Source organism: Paraburkholderia lycopersici (genome assembly GCF_900096975.1).
Taxonomy (GTDB): domain Bacteria; phylum Pseudomonadota; class Gammaproteobacteria; order Burkholderiales; family Burkholderiaceae; genus Paraburkholderia; species Paraburkholderia lycopersici.
Genome location: NZ_FMYQ01000012.1, coordinates 114,251 through 133,878, shown reverse-complemented (window position 1 = coordinate 133,878; position 19,628 = coordinate 114,251). Strand labels below are relative to the sequence as shown.

General features: G+C 67.6%; 17 protein-coding genes and 1 pseudogene. 11 read left to right on the top strand and 7 right to left on the bottom strand.

The window, feature by feature from the left end:
- Position 1 precedes the first annotated feature (1 nt).
- The 4 genes and pseudogenes from BLU17_RS15235 to BLU17_RS15220 all read right to left on the bottom strand — a co-directional run bounded on the left by BLU17_RS15235 (position 2) and on the right by BLU17_RS15220 (position 3,075).
- Positions 2–982 (bottom strand): HlyD family secretion protein, encoded by a 981-nt coding sequence (locus tag BLU17_RS15235; RefSeq protein WP_091997829.1) that lies wholly within the window; start codon positions 980–982, stop codon positions 2–4.
- A gap of 552 nt (positions 983–1,534) precedes the next feature.
- Positions 1,535–1,885: pseudogene (locus BLU17_RS15230) on the bottom strand (arginine-ornithine antiporter); the annotation flags it as partial.
- A gap of 94 nt (positions 1,886–1,979) precedes the next feature.
- Positions 1,980–2,348, bottom strand: a complete 369-nt coding sequence (locus BLU17_RS15225) for a DUF2784 domain-containing protein (RefSeq protein ID WP_091997825.1) — start codon at positions 2,346–2,348, stop codon at positions 1,980–1,982.
- 226 nt (positions 2,349–2,574) lie between these two features.
- A complete protein-coding gene (locus BLU17_RS15220; protein ID WP_091997824.1) occupies positions 2,575–3,075 on the bottom strand; it encodes a universal stress protein in 501 nt (166 codons plus the stop codon).
- A 369-nt stretch (positions 3,076–3,444) separates the two neighbouring features.
- Here BLU17_RS15220 and BLU17_RS15215 point away from each other — a divergent pair, with 369 nt between their 5' ends.
- Positions 3,445–3,960, top strand: coding sequence for a flavin reductase family protein (locus BLU17_RS15215; protein WP_245746876.1), 516 nt, complete (start codon positions 3,445–3,447; stop codon positions 3,958–3,960).
- Between the two features lie 212 nt (positions 3,961–4,172).
- Here BLU17_RS15215 and BLU17_RS15210 read toward each other — a convergent pair whose 3' ends face one another.
- The 3 genes from BLU17_RS15210 to BLU17_RS15200 all read right to left on the bottom strand — a co-directional run bounded on the left by BLU17_RS15210 (position 4,173) and on the right by BLU17_RS15200 (position 7,133).
- Complete coding sequence (locus BLU17_RS15210) at positions 4,173–5,318, bottom strand: alkene reductase (RefSeq protein WP_091997821.1); 1,146 nt, start codon at positions 5,316–5,318, stop codon at positions 4,173–4,175.
- Positions 5,319–5,382: 64 nt separating this feature from the next.
- Entirely contained in the window at positions 5,383–6,948 is a 1,566-nt protein-coding gene (locus tag BLU17_RS15205; protein WP_091997819.1) for an efflux transporter outer membrane subunit, read from the bottom strand.
- Positions 6,903–7,133 carry a hypothetical protein gene (locus tag BLU17_RS15200; RefSeq protein WP_091997818.1) on the bottom strand — a complete coding sequence of 77 codons (231 nt, stop codon included), beginning with the start codon at positions 7,131–7,133 and terminating at the stop codon, positions 6,903–6,905. Before BLU17_RS15200 ends, BLU17_RS15205 begins: the two co-directional genes overlap by 46 nt.
- A gap of 164 nt (positions 7,134–7,297) precedes the next feature.
- Here BLU17_RS15200 and BLU17_RS15195 point away from each other — a divergent pair, with 164 nt between their 5' ends.
- The 10 genes from BLU17_RS15195 to capA all read left to right on the top strand — a co-directional run bounded on the left by BLU17_RS15195 (position 7,298) and on the right by capA (position 19,592).
- Complete coding sequence (locus BLU17_RS15195) at positions 7,298–8,293, top strand: HlyD family secretion protein (protein ID WP_342713828.1); 996 nt, start codon at positions 7,298–7,300, stop codon at positions 8,291–8,293.
- Entirely contained in the window at positions 8,290–9,228 is a 939-nt protein-coding gene (locus BLU17_RS15190; RefSeq protein ID WP_091997814.1) for an ABC transporter ATP-binding protein, read from the top strand. The genes BLU17_RS15195 and BLU17_RS15190 overlap by 4 nt, the downstream gene beginning before the upstream one ends.
- A gap of 44 nt (positions 9,229–9,272) precedes the next feature.
- Positions 9,273–10,241, top strand: coding sequence for an ABC transporter ATP-binding protein (locus BLU17_RS15185; RefSeq protein WP_091997921.1), 969 nt, complete (start codon positions 9,273–9,275; stop codon positions 10,239–10,241).
- Positions 10,238–11,374, top strand: coding sequence for an ABC transporter permease (locus BLU17_RS15180; RefSeq protein WP_091997813.1), 1,137 nt, complete (start codon positions 10,238–10,240; stop codon positions 11,372–11,374). The genes BLU17_RS15185 and BLU17_RS15180 overlap by 4 nt, the downstream gene beginning before the upstream one ends.
- A gap of 23 nt (positions 11,375–11,397) precedes the next feature.
- The gene (locus BLU17_RS15175) at positions 11,398–12,528 is read left to right on the top strand and encodes an ABC transporter permease (protein WP_091997811.1); all 1,131 of its coding nucleotides are present in this window, start codon (positions 11,398–11,400) and stop codon (positions 12,526–12,528) included.
- 192 nt (positions 12,529–12,720) lie between these two features.
- Positions 12,721–13,083, top strand: coding sequence for a DUF3870 domain-containing protein (locus BLU17_RS15170; RefSeq protein WP_091997810.1), 363 nt, complete (start codon positions 12,721–12,723; stop codon positions 13,081–13,083).
- Positions 13,084–13,318: 235 nt separating this feature from the next.
- The gene (gene glaH, locus BLU17_RS15165; protein ID WP_091997808.1) at positions 13,319–14,263 is read left to right on the top strand and encodes a glutarate dioxygenase GlaH; all 945 of its coding nucleotides are present in this window, start codon (positions 13,319–13,321) and stop codon (positions 14,261–14,263) included.
- 11 nt (positions 14,264–14,274) lie between these two features.
- Positions 14,275–15,471, top strand: a complete 1,197-nt coding sequence (gene lhgO, locus BLU17_RS15160) for an L-2-hydroxyglutarate oxidase (protein ID WP_091997807.1) — start codon at positions 14,275–14,277, stop codon at positions 15,469–15,471.
- Between the two features lie 248 nt (positions 15,472–15,719).
- Positions 15,720–17,471: a caprolactamase subunit beta gene (gene capB / locus BLU17_RS15155; RefSeq protein ID WP_091997805.1), complete on the top strand. Its 1,752-nt coding sequence runs from the start codon at positions 15,720–15,722 to the stop codon at positions 17,469–17,471.
- A gap of 21 nt (positions 17,472–17,492) precedes the next feature.
- Positions 17,493–19,592 (top strand): caprolactamase subunit alpha, encoded by a 2,100-nt coding sequence (gene capA / locus BLU17_RS15150; RefSeq protein ID WP_091997804.1) that lies wholly within the window; start codon positions 17,493–17,495, stop codon positions 19,590–19,592.
- The last annotated feature ends 36 nt before the right edge of the window (positions 19,593–19,628 follow it).

The following is a 19,628-nucleotide window of genomic DNA, read 5'->3' as shown; positions in this document are numbered from 1 at the left end:
CTCAGTCTCCGCGCGCGGCGAGGCCGTGCGGCCACGGTTGGGACGCATCGAGGCGCACATAGCCCTCGCCCGTCATGCCGCCCTTCAGGCGCGGCGAGAGCCGGCGCGCCACCTCGGGCGACAACTGCAGCTTCACGCGGTACATCAGTTTCGCGCGCTCGCCCTGGGTCTCGACGTACTTCGGCGTGAACTGCGCGTCGCTTGCCACGTAGCCCACGCGCGCGGGGACCGGTTCGCCGGGAAAGGCGTCGAGCACGATGCGCGCTTCTTCGCCGATCGCGAGGCGGCCCGCTTGCGGGCCGGGGAGGAATATCGTGAAGTAGATGTCTTCGGGATCGAGCATCGAGACGACGCGGCCGCCCGCCGGCAACACCGTTCCGACTTCCACGACGCGGTACTCCACCCGGCCCGCGAGCGGCGCGCGAATGGTCGTTTCCGCGATCACGGTTTGCAGACGCGCGATCTGCGCGTCGGCTTCCGCGACGGCGGCAAGCGCCTCGCCTTGTGCGGCGCGCGCGGCGTCCTGCGTTGCCTGTGCGCCGTCGAGTGCGAGCTGACGGCGCTCGCGCTCGACAGCCGATATCTGTCCGGCGGCGAAGAGATTCGACGCCTGGGTCCATTCGAGGCGTGCAAGGCGCACCTGTGTTGCGCTCGCGTCGGCTTCATCCTGCGCGCGCTGGCGGGCGGCCGCGGCACGCTCGCGAGCGGCGCTGGCCGCGTCGAGCTGGGCGCGCAGTTCGGCATCGTCCTCGCGCGCCACGACGGCGCCCGCCGCGAGCAGATCGCCTTCGTGTACCGGCAACGCGACGATGCGGCCGCCGTACTTCACCGCCACGTCGACGCGCGTCATCTCGAGCCTTCCGTTTGCATGCGCGACGTTCGCGGGCAATGCCGCTTCGCGGCTGTGCAGCCAGGCGCCGCCCGCTGCGAGCAGCGCGACGGCGGCGGCTACGGCGCCGATCCCGATGAGCTTTTTTTTCATTCTCGACCTGTTGTTCACTTCAAGGCTTGCCGCGAGTTCCTGCATCGGCCCGCCGCAGGAGAGCGGCAAGATGCGCGGCTGGTGCGCGCACGCGCGACACGTCCCGATCGGGGCAGGCAGGCGGCACCTGCGCCGGTCGCAGTCGGAGAGGGCGAGACGTCGGGCGCGATGTCGAGCAGCAACGCTGGCGTCCGGCGCGCATGGGACGCGCCCGCGAGCGCCCGGTCGCGAAACGGGCATCTTGCGCAGGTCGCCTGCCGTGGCGCGGACCGCGACCCGCATGCTTTCGCGCGGCCCGCAGGCCAGGGCGGCCGGTGACGAGCGGCCATGCCGCGCGCACGGCGATGCCGGGCAGCACGTGGGCTTCGTGTGGCTTGCACCATCGCGCGCTGCACGCGCCGCGCCGGGCCATGCAGCAACACGCCGGGCGCATGAAGCCGGGCACATGAAGCCGGGCGCCCGGCAGCGGAGGCTTCGGCCCGACTGCGTACTGGAGCGAGGCGCGGTAGTCGGTGGCGAGCGCGCCGATCAGCGTGTCGCGGCGGCGACCCGCGCGCTGGCCCGATAGCCCCGCGCGGAGCGGAAGCCGGCGAATTCGCCCGCGCCGACCCGTGCATACGCGTAGACGCCGTTGCCGGGCGCGGGCTTGCGCAACACGAGCGTCTGATAGCCGAGCGCGAGCATCGGCATGCCGATGCCGGCAATCAGCCAGCCGAGCGCGGCGGCGCCGGCCTCCGCGCCGGATGCCATGTTTTGCGGAAGGGAAAAGATGCCGCCGATCATCAAGCCGACGACGAGCGTGCTCAGCAGCCCGAGGCACAGCTTACGCGGCCCGGACGAAGCCCTGGTCCCGTCCTTCGACGGCTGCCGGGCTTCGTGGAAATATCCTGCGGGGTGACCCATGACGAACTCCTCGTAAACGAGCGTCCGCTCATTACGTCACGGTATCGCACGGCGAGATTGATCTGGATCAGCGTCTGTCGAGGACCGGGCATGCTTACGCCCGTGGCGGAACACGGCGCCAGGTAGCGATCACGGCCGCGAGGAACACGACATAGGCTACGGTGAATACCCAGCCGGGAAAGTCGTAATACAGCCAGGCGCTCACCCAGCGCTGCACGAAGCCTTGCGGGCCTGCCGTTCCGGTGCGCAGATAGTCTTCCATAACGGTGAGCGGGCACGGCACATCGAGCACGGCTAGGGTCGTGACGATGCCGATGGCGACGAGGTGCGCCGTGCGGAACGCGCGATTGCGTGCCCATGCGCGTTTCAGTGCGGCGGCTATCCAGATCGCGATCAGTCCGCCGACGATGAACACCACGATCAAAGCGTGCAACACGAGTACCACGTTGGCGAGCCAGAGCATGGGTGTCCGCCTGAGCGATCATGAGGGCGACTTCGGCCGGGTTTCGACTGCCCGTAGAACGATTCGCGCGAGCGGCTGGCGGCGCTAATCGGCGCCAGTCGAGCGCTAATCGGCGCCAGTCGAGCGCCAATCGGGCGCCAGTCGCTGCACGAGGAGCGCTTGCCGCACCTGCCAACGCCAATGCCGGATCGGCGGGCCCGGTCGCGGCGCGCAGCGTTGCGGGGCGTCAGGCCGGAATGCTGGCGGGGCGATCGTCGGGGGCTCGTTGCTGAAACGCCGCCGCCCGTAACGGGATCAGGAGCACCGGGCACCGCGCGCTGCGCAGCACGCGCTCGGCCACGCTGCCGAGCACGAGCCGGCGCACGCCGCGGCGACCGTGCGTGCCCATGACGATCAGGTCCGCACGCCAGTCAGCGGCGATGCGCTCGATGCACTGCGCGACGTCTTCGCCGCCCAGCTCGACTTCGGCCGAACGCGGTGTGCCCTTCACCCCCTCGCTGGTCATTCGCGTTTGCGCATCGGCGCAGACGATCCGGCTTTCTTCGACATACGCATCGCGTGCGATCGAAGGATCGAAGCCCGGTACTTCGTACGCGATAGCCGGGATGTCGATCACGTAAAGGGGCAGCAGTTCCGCGCCGGTGCCGTGCGCGAGCCGGATCGCGGCATCGAGCGCGGCGGCGGCGGTTTCGCTGCCGTCGAGTGCGACGAGAATACGGGAATACATGGTGTCCTCCGGCCTCAATGCGGGTTGGATCTGCGGTTGTTCAACGGGACTCAGCGCGCATTTCAGATCCTGTCGCCGCAGACGAGACGGGGCTTGATACATGTCAAACGGCCGGCCTCTGCTCGCCGGAAAATCGATTCCATTGTGCCGGACTGCCGTTGTCGCGCATCGAGGGCTGCTGCTTTTCCGGTCCGGGCACTTCAACGCACGGCCGGCGGTTTCCGTGCGCGGGATTCGGCACCAACGGGCTGACGCGAGGCTCACAGAACACCAGGAGGGGTCGTGACTATGGCAACGGGGAATATGAAGCTGAAGCGTGGTGCGCAATCGGCGCGTGCTCGTCGGACCGCCGGTTTCGAGCCGATCCCGATGTCCGACGTTTATCAGTTGATCGAGCCCGGTCCCGTGGTGTTGCTGACAACGTCGAGCGAAGGGCGTTGCAACGTCATGACGATGTCGTGGCACATGATGGTCGAGTTCGAGCCCCCGCGCATCGCCTGCGTCGTGAGCCGTGCCGACTACAGCTTCGCCGCGCTGCGCTCGAGCGGGGAATGCGTGATCGCGGTGCCGGACGTGTCGCTCGCGCAGCAAGTGGTCGAGGTGGGCAATTGTTCCGGTCGCGACGTCGACAAGTTCGCGCTGACGGGCCTGACGCCTCTCGCCGCACAGGAAGTCGACGCGCCTGTCGTCGCCGAGTGTTTCGCGAACCTCGAATGCCGGGTGATCGATACGCGGCTCGTGCCGCGCCACGAACTCTTCGTGCTGGAGGTCGTGTGCGCATGGGGCCGGCGCGCCAGGCGGACGCCCAGGCTGCTGCACCACTGCGGATACGGTGTCTTCGTCGTCGACGGGGAGGAGTTGCGGCTCGAATCCGGAAAACGCTGAATCTTGCCGGGGAGCGGAGCATGCCGCAAACGCCCGGTGTCGATACCCGTTCCGGCGGGCCTGCGGTGACGGCCGCCACGTCGAACGGCCGCGTAAGCAGGTACGACCTCGCGCCGCCGCGACCGCCTGAATGCGCGGAAACGCGACGCCCGTAGGCCCGATGGATCGGGGCGCGGCGCGCTGGCCGATCCATGTCCGTCAGTCGCGCCGTCTCATTTGAGCGCCTGATGCGCGGCCAGACGCGGATAGTCGTTGTAGCCTTCCGCGCCGCCGCCGAAGTACGTGGCGGGATCGGGTTCGTTCAACGGCGCGTCGAGCCGCAGCCGTTCGACCAGATCGGGGTTCGCGATGAAGAGCCGCCCGAAAGCGACCAGATCGGCGCGACCCTGCGCGCAGGCTTCGATGGCGAGGCCCCGGTCGTAGCCGTTGTTGGCGATATAGCGGCCACGGAACGCCTCGTGCAACGCGGCGTAGTCGAAGTCGCCCGGCACGTCGCGCGGTCCTTGCGTGACGCCTTCGATGACGTGGATATACGCAAGATCGAGCGCATCGAGCCGCTCGACGACATGGCGATAGGTCTTCATCGGGTCGCGATCGGGCTCGGAGGCATTGACCGGACTCACCGGCGAAAGCCGGATGCCCGTGCGCCCCGCGCCGCAAACGGCGGCCACCGCCCCGGCCACTTCCAGCACGAGCCGTGCGCGGTCTTCGAGGCTGCCGCCATAACAGTCCGTGCGCCGGTTGGTGTGCTCGCGCAGGAACTGTTCCAGCAGATAGCCGTTGGCCGCGTGAATCTCGACGCCGTCAAACCCGGCGTCGAGCGCGCGCTGCGCGGCACGCGCGTAGTCCTCGACGATGCCGCGAATTTCGTCGGTGCCGAGCGCGCGCGGCGTCGGGCACGGCTTGAATCCGGAGGGCGTATAGGACGTGGCGCCCTCGGCGCGGATTGCCGAGGGCGCGACCGGCAGCGCACCGCCGGGCTGCAGGTCCGGGTGCGAGATACGCCCCACGTGCCAGAGCTGCGGGAAGATACGCCCGCCACGCGCATGGACGGCCTGCGTGACGCGGCGCCAGCCTTCGGCCTGCTCGTCCGTGTAGAGACCGGGCGTGAGGTCGTAGCCGCGCGCGGACGGCGAGATGTTCACGCCTTCGGTGATGATGAGCCCCGCGCTCGCGCGTTGCGCATAGTGTTCGGCGATCAGCGGGCCAGGCACGCCGCCGGGCAGCGCGCGGCAACGCGTGAGCGGCGCCATCACGATGCGGTTCGCGAGCGTGATGGCGCCGAGCTGCACAGGTTCGAAGAGGCTGCCGCGCTCCCGGGTGGCGAGCGAAGAGGAAGAAGGGTTGGCAGGTGACATGGATCGGCTCTCCTGACTGACGTGAAGAAATGGCGCGAACCGCCCGCGGCTTCGGCTGCGGCGGTCATGGCGCGGGTGCGGTGCTGCTTGCCACCGAGGCTTGCCATCCGCCTCCCGTGGCCTCGAAAAGTTGCGCGGTATCGAGGTAACGCTGTCCCCTGGCCTTCGCGTATCCGAGCCGCGCCTGGGCATAGAGGCGTTGGGCCTGCAACACGTCGAGCAGGCTCGCCGCGCCTACCTTGTAGCTTTCCTGTGACAGCGCGAGCGAGGCCTGCGCCGCATCGAGCGCGGTGCGCTGCGCCGCGAGTTCCTCGGCATCGTGTTGGAGCGCCTTGAGCGTATCGGCCACCTGGCCGAACGCCGCGAGCACGGTCTCGCGGTAGATGCCGAGCTGGGCGTCGAATGCGTCGACGGCCGCCTGCCGCTGCGCCTTCAGCGCGCCGCCGTGAAAGAGCGGCGCGGTGAGGCCTGCCGCCACGCTCCACAGGCCATTCGCTTCGTCGAAGAGCGGGCCCATGCTGCCGGCCTCCTGCGTCCACGATGCGCTGAGCGTGATGCTGGGATAAAGCTGCGCGGTCGCGACGCCGATCGCGGCGCTGGCCGCGTGGAGCTGCGCTTCGGCGGCGAGGATGTCGGGTCGCGCCCGCACGAGGTCGGACGGCAGCGTTACCGGCACCGCCACGGGCAAGGCCAGCATGTCGAAGTCGAAACGCGGCGCGGCCCATTGCGCCGGTGTCTTGCCCACGAGGATCGCGAGCGCGTCGTGAGCGGCGCTCAGTTGCTGTTTGAGCGGCGGCAGCAGCGCGACGTCGGCGGCGAGCTGACTCTGCGCGGCCAGCACATCGGTGCGCGCGGCCTTGCCGGCGCTGCGCTCGATCTCGACGAGATCGACGTTGCGCTGATCCACGGCGATGATGTCCTGCACCGCCCGAAGCTGCTCGCGCGCGCTTGCGCTCGTGATCGCCGTGTTGACCGCATTGCCGGTGAGCGTGAGCCAGGCGGCGGCGAGCGCGTAGCGCTGCACGTCCGCGAGCGCCGTGTTTTCCTCGACCTCGCGCCGCACGCGGCCGAACAGGTCCACGCTGTAGCTAACAGTGGGACCGATCGAGAACAGCGTGCCGCTTGCATGCACGGCTTTCTCGAACGCGCCGGTGCTCACGCGAGCGCGCTCCGCGCCGGCCCCGAGATCGACCTGGGGAAAGTAGCCGCCGCGCGCAACGAGAATCGCCTGCTGGGCTTGCGCGAGGGTGGCGCGCGCGGTGTCGAGCGTCGGGTTTTGCGCGATGGCGAGCGAAAGCGTGGAGTCCAGTTCGTCGGAGCGGAAGAGCGTCCACCACTGGCTGACGATCTCGCCGCCGGCCTGCAGATGCTGCTGCGGGTCCGTGGAGCCGGCGGACGGCAGCGTGACGGGCGCGGTCCGGTAACCGGCCTCGGCAGACGTGGCGGGCCTCGCGAAGTCGGGGCCGACCGCGCAGCCGCCGAGCATGCTCAGGAAAACCAGGAGGAGCGGCACGATGCGGCGTGCCGTGGCCGAAACGGCGACGCCGCAGAGAATGCCCGCTTGCCCGCCGTTCACGTTGAGCATCACGGCCTCGCCGGGAAACCGCAGCGGCACGCGCAGGCGGCGCACGCCTCGTTACAGGCGCTGCGCGCGGCGCCGTCCGTGTCCTGCGAGACGATGCCGCGTTCGAGCAGCATGCCGTCGCGGCCGGACGCGAGCTTTGCGTAGCGGAGACCGGCGGTGCCCCGCGGCAACGGCGCGCTCCACGTTGCCGCGGCCCGCTTGCCGTTCGGCTCGACGACGGTATCTGGCACGGCTGCAATCTCCTCGCGATGGGGCGGCGCGCGATCTCGACGCCCGCACCGCGCTCCGAGTCATGTTCGGCCGGCACGGATGCCTCCCGATTGATATGTGTCAATCGAGTTGGGAAGGCGGCTCCTACAGTGGCGATGTTCATCGCGGAGCACGCATTTACACCATGGCAAGCAAATCAATGCGGATCAGGATCGCGCTCGGATGCGTGCTGCTCGGCGTGGCCGCAGCCGGCTTCGCCGCGTTGCGCTTGCCCTCGCTCTTCGGCCGGCATCAGGTGGCGGAGCACGTCATGGTCTCGGGAAATATCGAGGCGCATCAGAGCGTGCTGAGCGTCACCCAGGTGCAGGCGCCGATCGTTTATCTGCCCTTCGACGAAGGCGCCTACGTCAAGCGCGGCACCGTGCTCGCGCGCGTGGACGACCGCCTCTACCAGCGTCAGACGGAGATCGACCGCGCCAACCTGAACGTGCAGCTCGCCCAGGTGCAGGCGAACATCAACAGCCAGAGCGCCGCGCAGAACAGCGTCAAGAGCGACGAGTTCGATCTCGCTGAGAAGAAAACCGACTACGGGCGCGCCGAAGTGCTTGCGCAGCACGAAGCGGTTTCGCTGCAGGCGCGCGACCTCGCGCGCACCGCGGAGCGCCAGTCCGCGGCGACGCTGGCCCACGACCACGCCATGGAAGTGGCCGCGCAAAACGCCGTGGCGCTCGCGCAGGCCAACGTGGAAGCCGCCCGCGCGAAGCTGCAGCTCGACGAGACGATGCTCTCCTACACCGAGCTGCGCGCGCCGTTCGACGGCGTGATTGCCGTGAGGGAGGCCGAACTGGGCGAACTGGCGGGGCCGGGCGTCGCCGTGTTCACGCTCGACGAGCTGGACCACGTCTGGCTGCGCGCCTATGTGAACGAGCCCGACATCGGGCGCGTCCGGCTCGGCGAAGCGGCCGACGTCACCACGGACGCCTGGCCGTCGCGCGTCTATCGCGGGCGCGTGAGCTTCATCTCCCCGCAGGCCGAATTCACGCCCAAGACCGTCGAGACGCACGCCGAGCGCGTCACGCTCGTCTACCGGGTTCGCATCGACATCGACAATCCCACGCACGAGTTGCTGCCGGGCATGCCCGCGGATGCGTCGATTCCCCTCGTGGCCAGCGGAAAATGAGCACGCCGTCCGCCCAGCCGGCAATTGCCGCGGAAGGTCTCGCGCGCCGCTTCGGGGCGGTCGAGGCGGTGCGCGACGTGAGCATGAGCGTGGCGCGCGGCGAGATCTTCGGGCTCGTCGGGCCGGACGGCGCGGGCAAGACCACCGTCATGCGCATGCTGGCCGGCGTGCTGCGCCCGGATGCCGGCACGATCGCGCTCGACGGCATCGACGTGGTGGGAGCGCCCGAGCGCGCGAAGGCCGTGCTCAGCTATATGCCGCAGCGCTTCGGCCTCTACGAGGACCTCAGGGTCGACGAGAACATCTTTTTCTACGGCGAACTGTTCGAAGTGCCGAGGGCGCAGTTTCGCCAGCGCAGCACGGAGCTGCTCGAAGCCGCCGGGCTCGCGCCGTTCCGCAGGCGGCTGGCCGGGCAGCTTTCGGGCGGCATGAAGCAGAAGCTCGGCCTCGTGTGCGCGCTGATCCATACGCCGCGCGTCCTGCTGCTCGACGAACCGACGACGGGCGTCGATCCGGTGTCGCGACGCGACTTCTGGGCGATCCTGTACCGGCTGCGCGAGCAGGGCGTGACGATCGTGATGTCCACGGCCTACATGGACGAGGCGGAGCGCTGCTCGCGGCTCGCACTGCTGCACGAAGGGCAGGTGCGCCGGTGCGACACGCCGCAGCGGCTCAAGGACATCGTGCGCGGCTCGCTGCTCTCGGTGGCGGGCGGCGACCCGCGCAGCAACGGCGCGGCGCTGGCCGACGCGCCCGGCGTCGCCGGCGTGCTGCTGATGGGCGACCGCGTGCACGTGCGTGTCGACGAGGCGGCACGGCGCAAGGACGAACTCGCGGCGCGGCTCGACGAGCGCGGACTGGCGCATGCGCCGGTCGTGCCGGTCGAGCCCGGCATCGAAGACGTCTTCGTGGCACTCGTGGGAGCAACGGTGTGAGCTCGCCCGCCATGCGCGACGATCCGGGCCCGGCGCCCGCCCCGATGCCCGCTGCGAGCGCCGCCGCGGCGGCGGAGCCGGTCGTGCTGGCGCGCGGGCTCACGAAGCGCTTCGGCAAGTTCACGGCCGTCGATTCGCTCGACCTCGCCATCGCGCGCGGCGAAGTGGTGGGCTTCATCGGCCCCAATGGCGCCGGCAAGTCCACCACCATACGCCTGCTCTGCGGGCTGCTCACGCCGAGCGCCGGCACGGCGCGCGTCGCGGGCTTCGACGTCGCCACGCAAGCGGAAGACCTGCGCGCCCATATCGGCTACATGTCGCAGAAGTTCTCGCTGTACGGCGACCTGACCTGTCGCGAGAATCTGCGCTTTTTCGGCGGCATCTACCGCGTGCCGCACGCGTCGCTCGAAGAGCGCATCCGCTTCGTGATCGACATGGCCGGGCTGGCAGGCCGCGAGGATGCGCTCGTGCGCACGCTCGCGGGCGGCTGGCGGCAGCGCCTTGCGCTCGGCTGCGCGATCCTGCACCGGCCGCCGGTGCTGTTTCTCGACGAGCCGACCTCCGGCGTCGAGCCGCAGGCGCGCCGGCGCTTCTGGGATCTCATTCACGATCTGGCCGCGCAAGGCGTGACGGTGCTCGTCTCCACCCACTACATGGACGAAGCCGAATACTGCAACCGCATCGCCCTGATCGACGCGGGGCGCCTGATCGCCATCGGCAGCCCCGGCGACCTGCGCGAGCGCGAACTGGGCGGCACGCTCTACGAGCTCTCGTGCGCGGCGCCCGGCGAAGCGGTCGCGGTGCTGCGCGCCGCGCCGGACGTGCTGGAGGCGGCCATTTTCGGCGATCGTCTGCACGTTCTGATCGCGCATGGCGGCGATGCGTCGCGATTGCCGGCGCTGCTCGCTCGCGCAGGCATCGAGGCAGCCGCGCCTGTGCGGATCGAGCCAGGGCTCGAAGACGTGTTCGTCCAACTGGTCACGCGCACCGCGCGCGAGCGGGGGCACGCATGAGCCTGCGGCGCCTGATCGCGATGGCCTACAAGGAGTCGCTGCAGATCTGGCGCGACCGGCGCAGCCTCGCCATCGCGCTGCTCATGCCGCTCATGCAGATGGCGCTGCTCGGCTATGGCGTGAGCCTCGACATCAAGCGCGTGCCGCTCTGCGTGCACGACGAAGAGCACAGTCAGACGAGCCGCGAGCTCGTGCAGAGCTTCGTCGCGTCGGGCTGGTTTTCGGCGGTCGCGTTGAGCGGGAGCGAGCGCGACGTACGCGACGCGATGAACCGCGGCCTCTGCCGGATGGCGGTGACGATCCCGGTGGACTTCTCGCGCGTTCTCACGACGACGGGCACGGCGCCCGTGCAGACCATCGCCGACGCGAGCGACACGAATACGACCAACATCGCCATCGGCTACGCACAGGGGATCGTCGCGCAGGTGGCGGCCGACTTTGCCACGCGCTGGGCCCGCGCGCATGGCGTGCTGCCGCAGCAGTATGGCGCCGTCGATCTGGAGCCGCGCGTCTGGTACAACGAGGGGCTCGACAGCCGCAACTTCATCATTCCGGGCGTGGTGGCCGTGATCCTCGCGCTCGTGGGCGCCCAGCTCACGTCGCTCACCGTGGCGCGGGAATGGGAGCGCGGGACCATGGAGCAGTTGATCTCCACGCCGGTCAAACCGATCGAAGTCATGCTGGGCAAGCTGGTGCCTTACTTCGTGATCGGTTTCGCGGATGCGTCGTTTTGCCTGCTCGGCGCGGTGTACTGGTTTCACGTGCCGTTTCGCGGCAGCATCCCGACGCTCCTCGTCACGACCGCGCTGTTCACGCTGGTCGTGCTCGGCATCGGCTATCTGATGTCGGTGCATATCCGCAGCCAGGTCGGCGCGAGCCAGGTCGCGCTGCTGCTCACGATGATGCCGACCACGATGCTTTCGGGCTATACGTTCGCGATCGACCAGATGCCGCGCGCGGTCCAGTCCATTACGCTGCTCGTCTATGCGCGCTACTACGTGACGATCCTGCGCGCGGTGTTTCTCAAGGGCAGTCCGCTGGCGGATATCGCCGCGCCATTTGGCGCGCTCGCGCTCTACGCGCTCGTAATCGTCGTCCTGAGCGTGCGAGCGTTCAGGAAGCGTCTTGACTGAGCCACGAGGCCGAGGGGAGCGCAATGTCCGAACGCGTGCGGTCGATGCTGGTCAAGGAGTTTCTCGAGCTCAAGCGGGACCGGTGGGCGATGTTCCGGCTCGTCGTGCCGCTGATCATTCAGGTGCTGATCTATGGCTACGCCGCGACCTTCACGGTCAATCACGTTCCCGTCGTGCTGCTCGACTTCGACCGCAGCGAGGCAAGCCGCGACCTCGTTTCCCATTTCCTCGCCACGGGCCGCTTCGAGCTCGTCGACGAAGCCGCGACCGAGCGCGAGATGGCGCACGACGTGGACACCGGCCGCGCGACGCTCGCGCTCGTCATCCATGCAGGCTTCGCCCAATTCCTGCAGGACGGCGAGACGGCGCCGCTCCAGGTGATCGTGGACGGTTCCAATTCGAACACGGCCCTGATCGCGCTCGGTTACGTCGACCAGATCGTCGCGCAGTTCCAGAGCGACTGGATGTCGCGCGCATGGCCCGTCGCGGCCGGCGCCGCGCCGCCTTCGGTCACGGTTACGCTGCGGGACCGGCCATGGTTCAATCCGGACATCGACGACAGATGGTTTTTCATTCCCGGCGTGGTGGGCACGCTCACGCTGATCCAGGTCGTGAGCCTCACGGCATTTGCCGTCGTGCGCGAGCGCGAGATCGGCACGCTCGAACAGATCATGGTGAGCCCGATCCGGCCGTACGAATTCATTCTTGGCAAGACCGTTCCGTTCTTTCTGATCGGGCTCGGCGACGTTGCGATCGTGACCGCCGTCGGCGTGTGGTGGTTCCACGTGCCGTTCGTCGGAAACGGGTTCGTGATGCTGGCGGGCGTGTCGCTCTTCCTTCTTGCCACGCTCGGGTTCGGCCTGCTGCTCTCGACGTTTTCCCGCACGCAGCAACAGGCGTTCGCGCTGAACTTCTTTTTCGTGAACCCGATTTTCATCCTCTCCGGGTTCGCCTTTCCGATTTCGTCCATGCCGGCCGTTCTGCAATGGCTTACCTACCTCAACCCGCTGCGCTATTTTCTTGTCGTGTTGCGCGCCGAATTCCTCAAGGGCGTCGATGCTCAGGTGCTGTGGCAGCAACTCGCGGCCCTGGCTGTGCTCGGCACGGTTCTGCTGGGCCTCAGCATCCTGCGGTTTCGCAAGTCGCTTGATTGAGGAAAGCGAAGCGTGGCGCGGCGCGACCTGTACTGCCCGCAGATGCAGGACAGTATCGGAACCGCTCGCTGCCGGCTGTACGTTGCCCTGCGATATCGCGGTTCCTAAACTGGATTCCGGATATCGAACGGAGCGAGCGATGCAGGACAATGAACCACGCAGCCTTGCCGCCGCGACGCGGGACGTCCGGTCATGAGCCGGGCACAGACACGCTTCGTGGCGGGGCATGCGCGGCTGCCCCAAGGCATGGCGGCGCAGCACCTCTTCGAGTCGCTGAGCGTGACGGTTGAGATCGACGCGAAATATGCGGTCATTCTCGAAGCGTCCTGCACGCTAGCTACGGAACACGGCCGGACCTTCATTCGCGACCTGTTGCGCGGGCACAGCCTGCGCGACGGCGCGGCGCCGGTCGTCGAGCGCGTTCAGCGATGCTACATTGGCCGCGCCGGGCTCGCGCTCGTCGCGGCGCTCAAGGATTTGCACCTCCAGTACGAACGCAGCCTGTCCGAAGCGCCAGAACCGCGCTTGGGCAGTGTTTTGTCCCAGGACAGGTAACGCAGTTCACAGGCGTCCTGCCTGTGCCGCGGCGGCTCGCCTCGCATGCGCGCCGCCGCCGCCTCTACACCTTGCTCCGCGCGGGCTCTCGCCTGCACCGACAGCACAGGTTCTCCCATCGCCATTCGCTGCGAGCTGTCGTGACGCGCCATCCGGCGCGAGCCGGCAGGGACGAACACCGTTACGGGCGCCATTTCGTCTGCTCTCGTCCAGCACCGTCACTCAAGGACAGATCATGCAACGAGAGCAGCTTTTCACGCGTCCCGCGTTCAGCAACGTTGCCGGCGACGCCGGGTTTCGCATCCACGCTCATGCGCACCATCAGCGGCTTCATCACATCGAGATCGACGAGCACGTGCTTGCCGATTTCTTCGAGTCGCACCGGAAAATGAGCAGCCAGCATCTGGAATACGTGCCGACCGCGCGCTTCATGCTCGCCCAGGCGCTGGACGAGCGCCTGGGCATCGGTTTCAGGCAGACGCTGCGCGCGATCCTGCACGAGCGCGACACCGGCGGCTTCACGATCGGCGTTCAGGGCGTGACGGCGGATCATGAGGACTACGTGAAGTTCGGCACGGCCATCGGCCACCTTATCGGTCCCGCGAATCACGACGCGATGTCCGGGACGTTTTATGCGCGCTTCGTGGTCAAGTCCACCGACGCCAGCGATTCGTATCTTCGCCAGGCCTATCGCCTCTTCACGCTGCATACCGACGGCACGTTCGTCGACGAAGCAACGGACTGGCTGCTGATGATGAAGTTCTCCGAGCATCATGCGCGCGGTGGCGAATCGAGGCTGCTGCATCTCGATGACTGGCGGGACCTCAAGCGTTTCAGCGAACATCCGCTCGGTGCGTATCCGTTCACCTACCGCTCGCCTGCGAGCAAGAACGTCGCGCAGTGCGTTGCCCGGCCGACGTTTTTCAAGGTCAACGACCGCGAGTGCATCTGCTATATCGATCAGTTCGTTTGTCCCGAAAGCATCGAGCACGCCGCGTGGCTGCAGGCGCTCTCCGATTCGATGGAGACTTCCGCGGGCACGGCGGCACTGCCGCTGCCGGCGGGAGACCTCGTCGTGCTGAACAATCAGTTCTGGCTGCACGGCCGCGCGCCGTTCGAGCCCGATGCGCAACTGCATCGGGAACTGATGCGCCAGCGCGGCCGCTTTTCATCGCAGTGAGGGCGGCGGCGATGAGCGAGACGTACGACTTTGCGATCGTGGGCGGCGGCATCGTCGGGCTGGCAACGGGTGTCGCGCTGGCCGGGCGGTTTCCCGACGCCTCGATCCTGCTGCTCGAAAAAGAAGCGGCCTGGGCGCGCCACCAGACCGGCCACAACAGCGGCGTGATTCATTCCGGCATCTACTATCGGCCGGGCAGCCTGAAAGCGAAGTTCGCGCGCGAGGGGCGGCGTGCGTTGATCGACTACTGCGAGCGGCGCGGCATTGCATACGAGCTGTGCGGCAAGGTGATCGTCGCCACGCAGCCCGAGGAAGTGCCGCTCATGGAGGCGCTCGCGGCACGCGGCCGCGAGAACGGCCTTGGCGTCGAAGCGATCGGTCCGCAGGCGCTGCGCGAAATCGAGCCGCACGTGCTCGGTCTGCGCGCGCTGCGCGTGCCGGACGCGGGGATCGTCGATTACGCGCGCGTCTGCGAGAGCTTCGCCGGGCAGCTTGCGGAGCATGGCGTGACGCTGCGGCTCGAAACGCGTGTCACAGGCATCCGGAGCGAGCGTGACGGCGTAGTGGTCGAGACGCCGTGCGGCGCGCACTTCGCACGCTATCTCGTCAACTGCGCGGGCTTGCACAGCGATCGCGTCGCGCGGCTGGCCGGCGTCGATCCCGAAGTGCGGATCGTGCCGTTCCGCGGCGAATACTACATGCTCAGGCCCGAGCGGCAGCATCTCGTCAGGCACCTCGTTTATCCGGTGCCGGATCCGGCGTTTCCGTTCCTCGGCGTGCACTACACGCGGATGATCGGCGGCGGGGTGGAGGCCGGTCCGAACGCGGTGCTGGCGTTCGCGCGCGAAGGGTACACCAAACGCGACGTCAGCATGCGCGACCTGTCCGAGGTGATCGCCTTTCCGGGCTTCTGGCGACTGTGTGCGAAGCATTGGCGCGAAGGGGCTCAAGAAATGCATCGCTCGTTCAGCAAGCGCGCATTCGTGCGCAGCCTGCAACGGCTGATTCCCGAAATCGGCGGCGACGATCTCGAGCCGGCGGCGGCGGGCGTGCGCGCGCAGGCATTGCAGTCCGATGGCGGGCTCGTCGACGACTTTCGGCTCGTTCAGACGCCGCGCGCGCTGCACGTCTGCAATGCGCCATCGCCAGCCGCGACGGCGTCCATCGCTATCGGCCGGCATATCGCGCAGTGCGTGCCGGCGGTGTGATCGCGTTGTTCCGGCGGGGCACGGCGGGCCGCCGCGTGTGCCGCCGTGCCCCGGCGGCCCTCGGGCCGTCCCGCGCGTGCCGGCCGTCCAGTGCGCGTGTATGGCCCCAGGAAGCAACACAGCATGGGCGCGTAGCCGCGGCGCTGTGCATTGTGGTGCCAATTTTGCCTGCCTACTCTCGTTCCATCCGTTACGGATCGGGCGCCTCGCCAGGCGTCCGGACAAACGCTTATCAAGTGGAGAGAGTAATGGCACGAGATGTCGATCCGATTACGCTTGCCGTCGTGCGCGGCGTGCTCGAGACCACGCAGCGCGAGATGACCATGACGCTGGAGAAGACCGCGCGCTCGAGTGTGTTCAATGTTGCACACGACTACAGCAATGCGATCTTCAACGACCGTCCCGAGATGGTCCTGCAAGGCCAGGATATTCCGATTCACCTCGGCGGGCTGATTCCTGCCATGAAGGAAGTCGCGCGCTTCTTCGGCGACGACCTGCACGACGGCGACATCATTTACCACAACGACCCCGTCTACAAAGGCAGCCACATCGTCGACTGCTGTATGTACAAGCCGGTGTTCTACAAAGGCGAGCTCGCGTTCTGGACCGTGTGCAAGGGCCACGTGACCGACATCGGCGGCCCGGTGCCCGCGGGCTACAACCCGGACGCGAAAGAGATCTACGCGGAAGGCCTTCGCATACCGCCGGTGAAGCTCTGGGACCGCGGCGTGGAGCGCTACGACATGATCAATTTCATGTTGAGCAACATGCGTTCGCGTCGCGACCAGGAGGGCGATCTGAAGGCGCAGCTCGGCGCGGTCAACGTCGGCGCGCGCAACCTGATCGCACTGCTCGACAAATACGGTGTCGAGACGGTGCGTGCGTGTATCGACGAGCTGATGGACATGGCGGATCGCCACATGCGCCAGATCATCCGCGCGGTGCCGGACGGCACCTATGAGGCGCGTGCGACGCTGGAAGACTCCGGGCACGGATTCGGCGAGATCGAGATCAAGGCGACCGTCGACATCATGGCCGATACATGCCATATCCGTATCGAGAGTCCGCCGCAGATTCCCTACTTCATCAACTCCTACGAAGGCAATTCGATTTCGGGCGTCTACCTTGGCCTGATGATGTTCGCCCAGCTCGATCCGCCCTATAACGAGGGGCTGTATCGCTGCGTGAGCGTCGATCTCGGCCCGCAGGGGACGTTGTGCAACGCACGCGAACCCGCGCCGCACGTGAACTGCACGACGACGCCGATGGAAACGCTCGCCGACGCGGTGCGTCTCGCGCTGGAAAAGGCGCAGCCCGAGCGTGCGGTAGGCTCGTGGGGGCATTCCAGCGGGGTGAACATCGCAGGTCACGATCAGAGAAACGATGAGGAGTACGTCACGATGGTGCTGGCGTCGCTGGTGTCGGGTGCCGGCGCGACCGGCTACATGGACGGCTGGCACGCGTGCGGTCCGCAGTCCTGCTTCGGGGCGCTTTATTCCGGAGACATCGAGACGCTCGAATATTCATATCCGATCCTGATCCATCGTTACGGGCTGGTCACGGACAGCGCCGGCGCGGGCCAGTACCGCGGCGGCTGCGGCACGGTCTGGGAAGTCGAGCCGATCGGCCATGAGATGACGGTCGTGAGCTTCGGGGAAGGACGCAAGCTGCCCGCGATCGGCGCCAACGGTGCATCGAGCGCCTTGCCGGAGACCAAGCTTGGCCGGGTCGATCTGAAGCGCCACGGCAAGGTGATCGAATCGCATCAGGAAAATGCGGTGATGACCGTGCGCGACGGCTATTGCCTCGCCACCTGCAACCCCGGTGGAGGCGGTTGGGGCTCGCCGCTGCTGCGCGATCCCGAGCGCGTAGCGGCGGACGTGCGCAACGGCATCGTGTCGGTCGGCGCGGCGCGCGCCGAGTACGGCGTGGTGATCGACGAAGAGGGCCTGCGCGTGGACCACGCCGCCACGGACGTGCTGCGCGCCAGCCGCCGCTAACCGCAAGACGAAGGAGACGACATGAACAGCAAGCAATATCGCCTGGGCGTTGATGCAGGCGGCACATTTACCGATTTCGTTCTCGCGGACGGCGCAGGCCAGATGCGCCTGTTCAAGGCCACCTCGACGCCCGAGGACGGCACCCGCGCCATTGCCGACGGCCTCGGACAGATCGCGCAGGCGCTTGGCCAGCCGGTCGGGCAAATCCTTTCGAATCTGGACCTGTGCGTCAATGGCACGACTGTCGCGCTGAACGCGCTGATTCAGCACAAGGGCGTGAAGACCGGCCTCATCTGCACGGCGGGCCATGAAGACTCTCTCGAAATTCGCCTTGGGCACAAGGAGGAAGGACACCGCTACGACGCCTGCTATCCGGCCGCGAAAATGCTCGTCGAACGCTATTTGCGCAGGCCGATCCGCGAGCGGGTCCTGGCGGACGGCACCGTGCATACGCCGCTAAACGAGGACGACGTGCGCGCCGCGTGCGAACTCTTCCGCCGCGAAGGCGTGGAAGCCGTCGCGATTTCGTTCGTATGGTCCGTCGCCAATGGCGCTCACGAACGGCGCGCGGCGCAGATCGTTCGCGAAATGCTGCCCGATGTCTACGTATCGGCCGGCCTTGAGGTATTTCCGCAGATGCGCGAGTACACGCGCACCTCCACGACCGTCGTGAACGCCTACCTCGGCCCCGTGCTGTCGCGCTACGTGAACCGTATCGAACGGTTCTACCTCGATAACGGCGTTGCCTCGCCCGTGCGCTTCTATCAATCGAACGGCGGCATGGCGTCGCCGACCGCGATGGCCTCGCGCGCCGTCAATGCGATCAACTCGGGGCCGGCGTCCGCGCCGCGCGCGGCGCTGTTCGTCGCCAGGCCATTCGGCTATCGCAACCTCATCACCGTCGACATGGGCGGCACGTCCTTCGATATCACGCTGACGAAAGACGGCGCGACGAACGTGAGCAAGGACATCGATTTTCTGCGCTACCGCATTGGCACGCCGATGATCCAGGTCGAGACGCTTGGCGCGGGCGGCGGCTCGATCGCGTGGATCGACGCGATGGGGCTGCTGAAGGTCGGCCCGCAGAGCGCGGGCGCGGTGCCGGGCCCCGCGTGCTACATGCGCGGCGGTGTGGAGCCGACGGTGACCGACGCGAACGTGGTGCTCGGCTACCTGAACCCGGAGTCGCTGCTCGGCGGCCGCGTGAAGATCGACGGCAAGGCTTCGCACGCCGCAATCGAAACGCAGATCGCGAAGCCGCTCGGGCTCGGCGTGGGCAAGGCGGCATACGGCATTTACAACATCGTCAACGTGAACATGATAAACGGCATCCGGCGGGTTTCGATCGAGCGCGGCTACGATCCGCGCGACTTCGTCCTGATTGCCGCCGGCGGTGCAACCTCGCTGCACATCGCGGGCCTCGCGCGCGAGATCGGCGTGAAGACGGTGCTGGTGCCGAAGCTGGCCTCCGGGCTGTGCGCGTTTGGACAACTGCTCTCCGACGTCAAATACAACTACATGGCAGCGTGCCCGATGCGCATCGAGCCGCACACGTCGTTCGAGCGTGTGCAGCGGCAGTTCGAGCGGCTCGAAACCGACGCGGTGGCCGCGCTCGAGCGCGAGGGCTTCCCGCGCGATCGCATTCAGGTCGAGCGTCAACTCGACATGCGCTACTGCGGGCAGGTGCACGAGTGCTCGGTCAACATCGGCGCGATGGAGGTGAGCGGCGAGACCATCGGCCGCATCCGCGAATTGTTCGACGATCGCCACAAGCAGCTCTTCACTTACGCGGAGCCGGAAAGCCAGGTGGAGATCGTGAACATCGAAAGCACCGTGTATGGCGTGCTCGACCAGCCGCCGGAACAAACCATCGAAGCCGGGTCCGGCGACATTGAGATTGCGGTCAAGGCGCGGCGCGAGATGATCTTCGGGCGGGGGCAGGACATCGAAACGGTGAATGCGCCGGTATACGACGGTACGTTGCTGGGCGCGGGCGATGTGATTGCGGGGCCGGCGGTCATCGAGGAAGTGACGACGTCGATCGTGTTGCCGCCGCGGTGGAGTGCGCGTCTCGACTCGACGGGCGTCTACGTGCTGACGGACGCGGGCGACGCGGCCTGACGCGTAACGGCCTGGCGGACCGTGCGCCGCGCGGTC

What these genes read in the sequence shown, in the direction of transcription:
- BLU17_RS15225 (WP_091997825.1), bottom strand. Translation starts at nt 2,348, where the DNA reads ATGCTCTGGCTCGCCAACGTGGTACTCGTGTTGCACGCTTTGATCGTG.
- BLU17_RS15210 (WP_091997821.1), bottom strand. Translation starts at nt 5,318, where the DNA reads ATGTCACCTGCCAACCCTTCTTCCTCTTCGCTCGCCACCCGGGAGCGC.
- BLU17_RS15185 (WP_091997921.1), top strand. Translation starts at nt 9,273, where the DNA reads ATGCCCGCTGCGAGCGCCGCCGCGGCGGCGGAGCCGGTCGTGCTGGCG.
- BLU17_RS15175 (WP_091997811.1), top strand. Translation starts at nt 11,398, where the DNA reads ATGTCCGAACGCGTGCGGTCGATGCTGGTCAAGGAGTTTCTCGAGCTC.
- BLU17_RS15220 (WP_091997824.1), bottom strand. Translation starts at nt 3,075, where the DNA reads ATGTATTCCCGTATTCTCGTCGCACTCGACGGCAGCGAAACCGCCGCC.
- BLU17_RS15235 (WP_091997829.1), bottom strand. Translation starts at nt 982, where the DNA reads ATGAAAAAAAAGCTCATCGGGATCGGCGCCGTAGCCGCCGCCGTCGCG.
- BLU17_RS15170 (WP_091997810.1), top strand. Translation starts at nt 12,721, where the DNA reads ATGAGCCGGGCACAGACACGCTTCGTGGCGGGGCATGCGCGGCTGCCC.
- glaH (WP_091997808.1), top strand. Translation starts at nt 13,319, where the DNA reads ATGCAACGAGAGCAGCTTTTCACGCGTCCCGCGTTCAGCAACGTTGCC.
- BLU17_RS15215 (WP_245746876.1), top strand. Translation starts at nt 3,445, where the DNA reads ATGTCCGACGTTTATCAGTTGATCGAGCCCGGTCCCGTGGTGTTGCTG.
- lhgO (WP_091997807.1), top strand. Translation starts at nt 14,275, where the DNA reads ATGAGCGAGACGTACGACTTTGCGATCGTGGGCGGCGGCATCGTCGGG.
- BLU17_RS15190 (WP_091997814.1), top strand. Translation starts at nt 8,290, where the DNA reads ATGAGCACGCCGTCCGCCCAGCCGGCAATTGCCGCGGAAGGTCTCGCG.
- capA (WP_091997804.1), top strand. Translation starts at nt 17,493, where the DNA reads ATGAACAGCAAGCAATATCGCCTGGGCGTTGATGCAGGCGGCACATTT.
- capB (WP_091997805.1), top strand. Translation starts at nt 15,720, where the DNA reads ATGGCACGAGATGTCGATCCGATTACGCTTGCCGTCGTGCGCGGCGTG.
- BLU17_RS15195 (WP_342713828.1), top strand. Translation starts at nt 7,298, where the DNA reads ATGGCAAGCAAATCAATGCGGATCAGGATCGCGCTCGGATGCGTGCTG.
- BLU17_RS15180 (WP_091997813.1), top strand. Translation starts at nt 10,238, where the DNA reads ATGAGCCTGCGGCGCCTGATCGCGATGGCCTACAAGGAGTCGCTGCAG.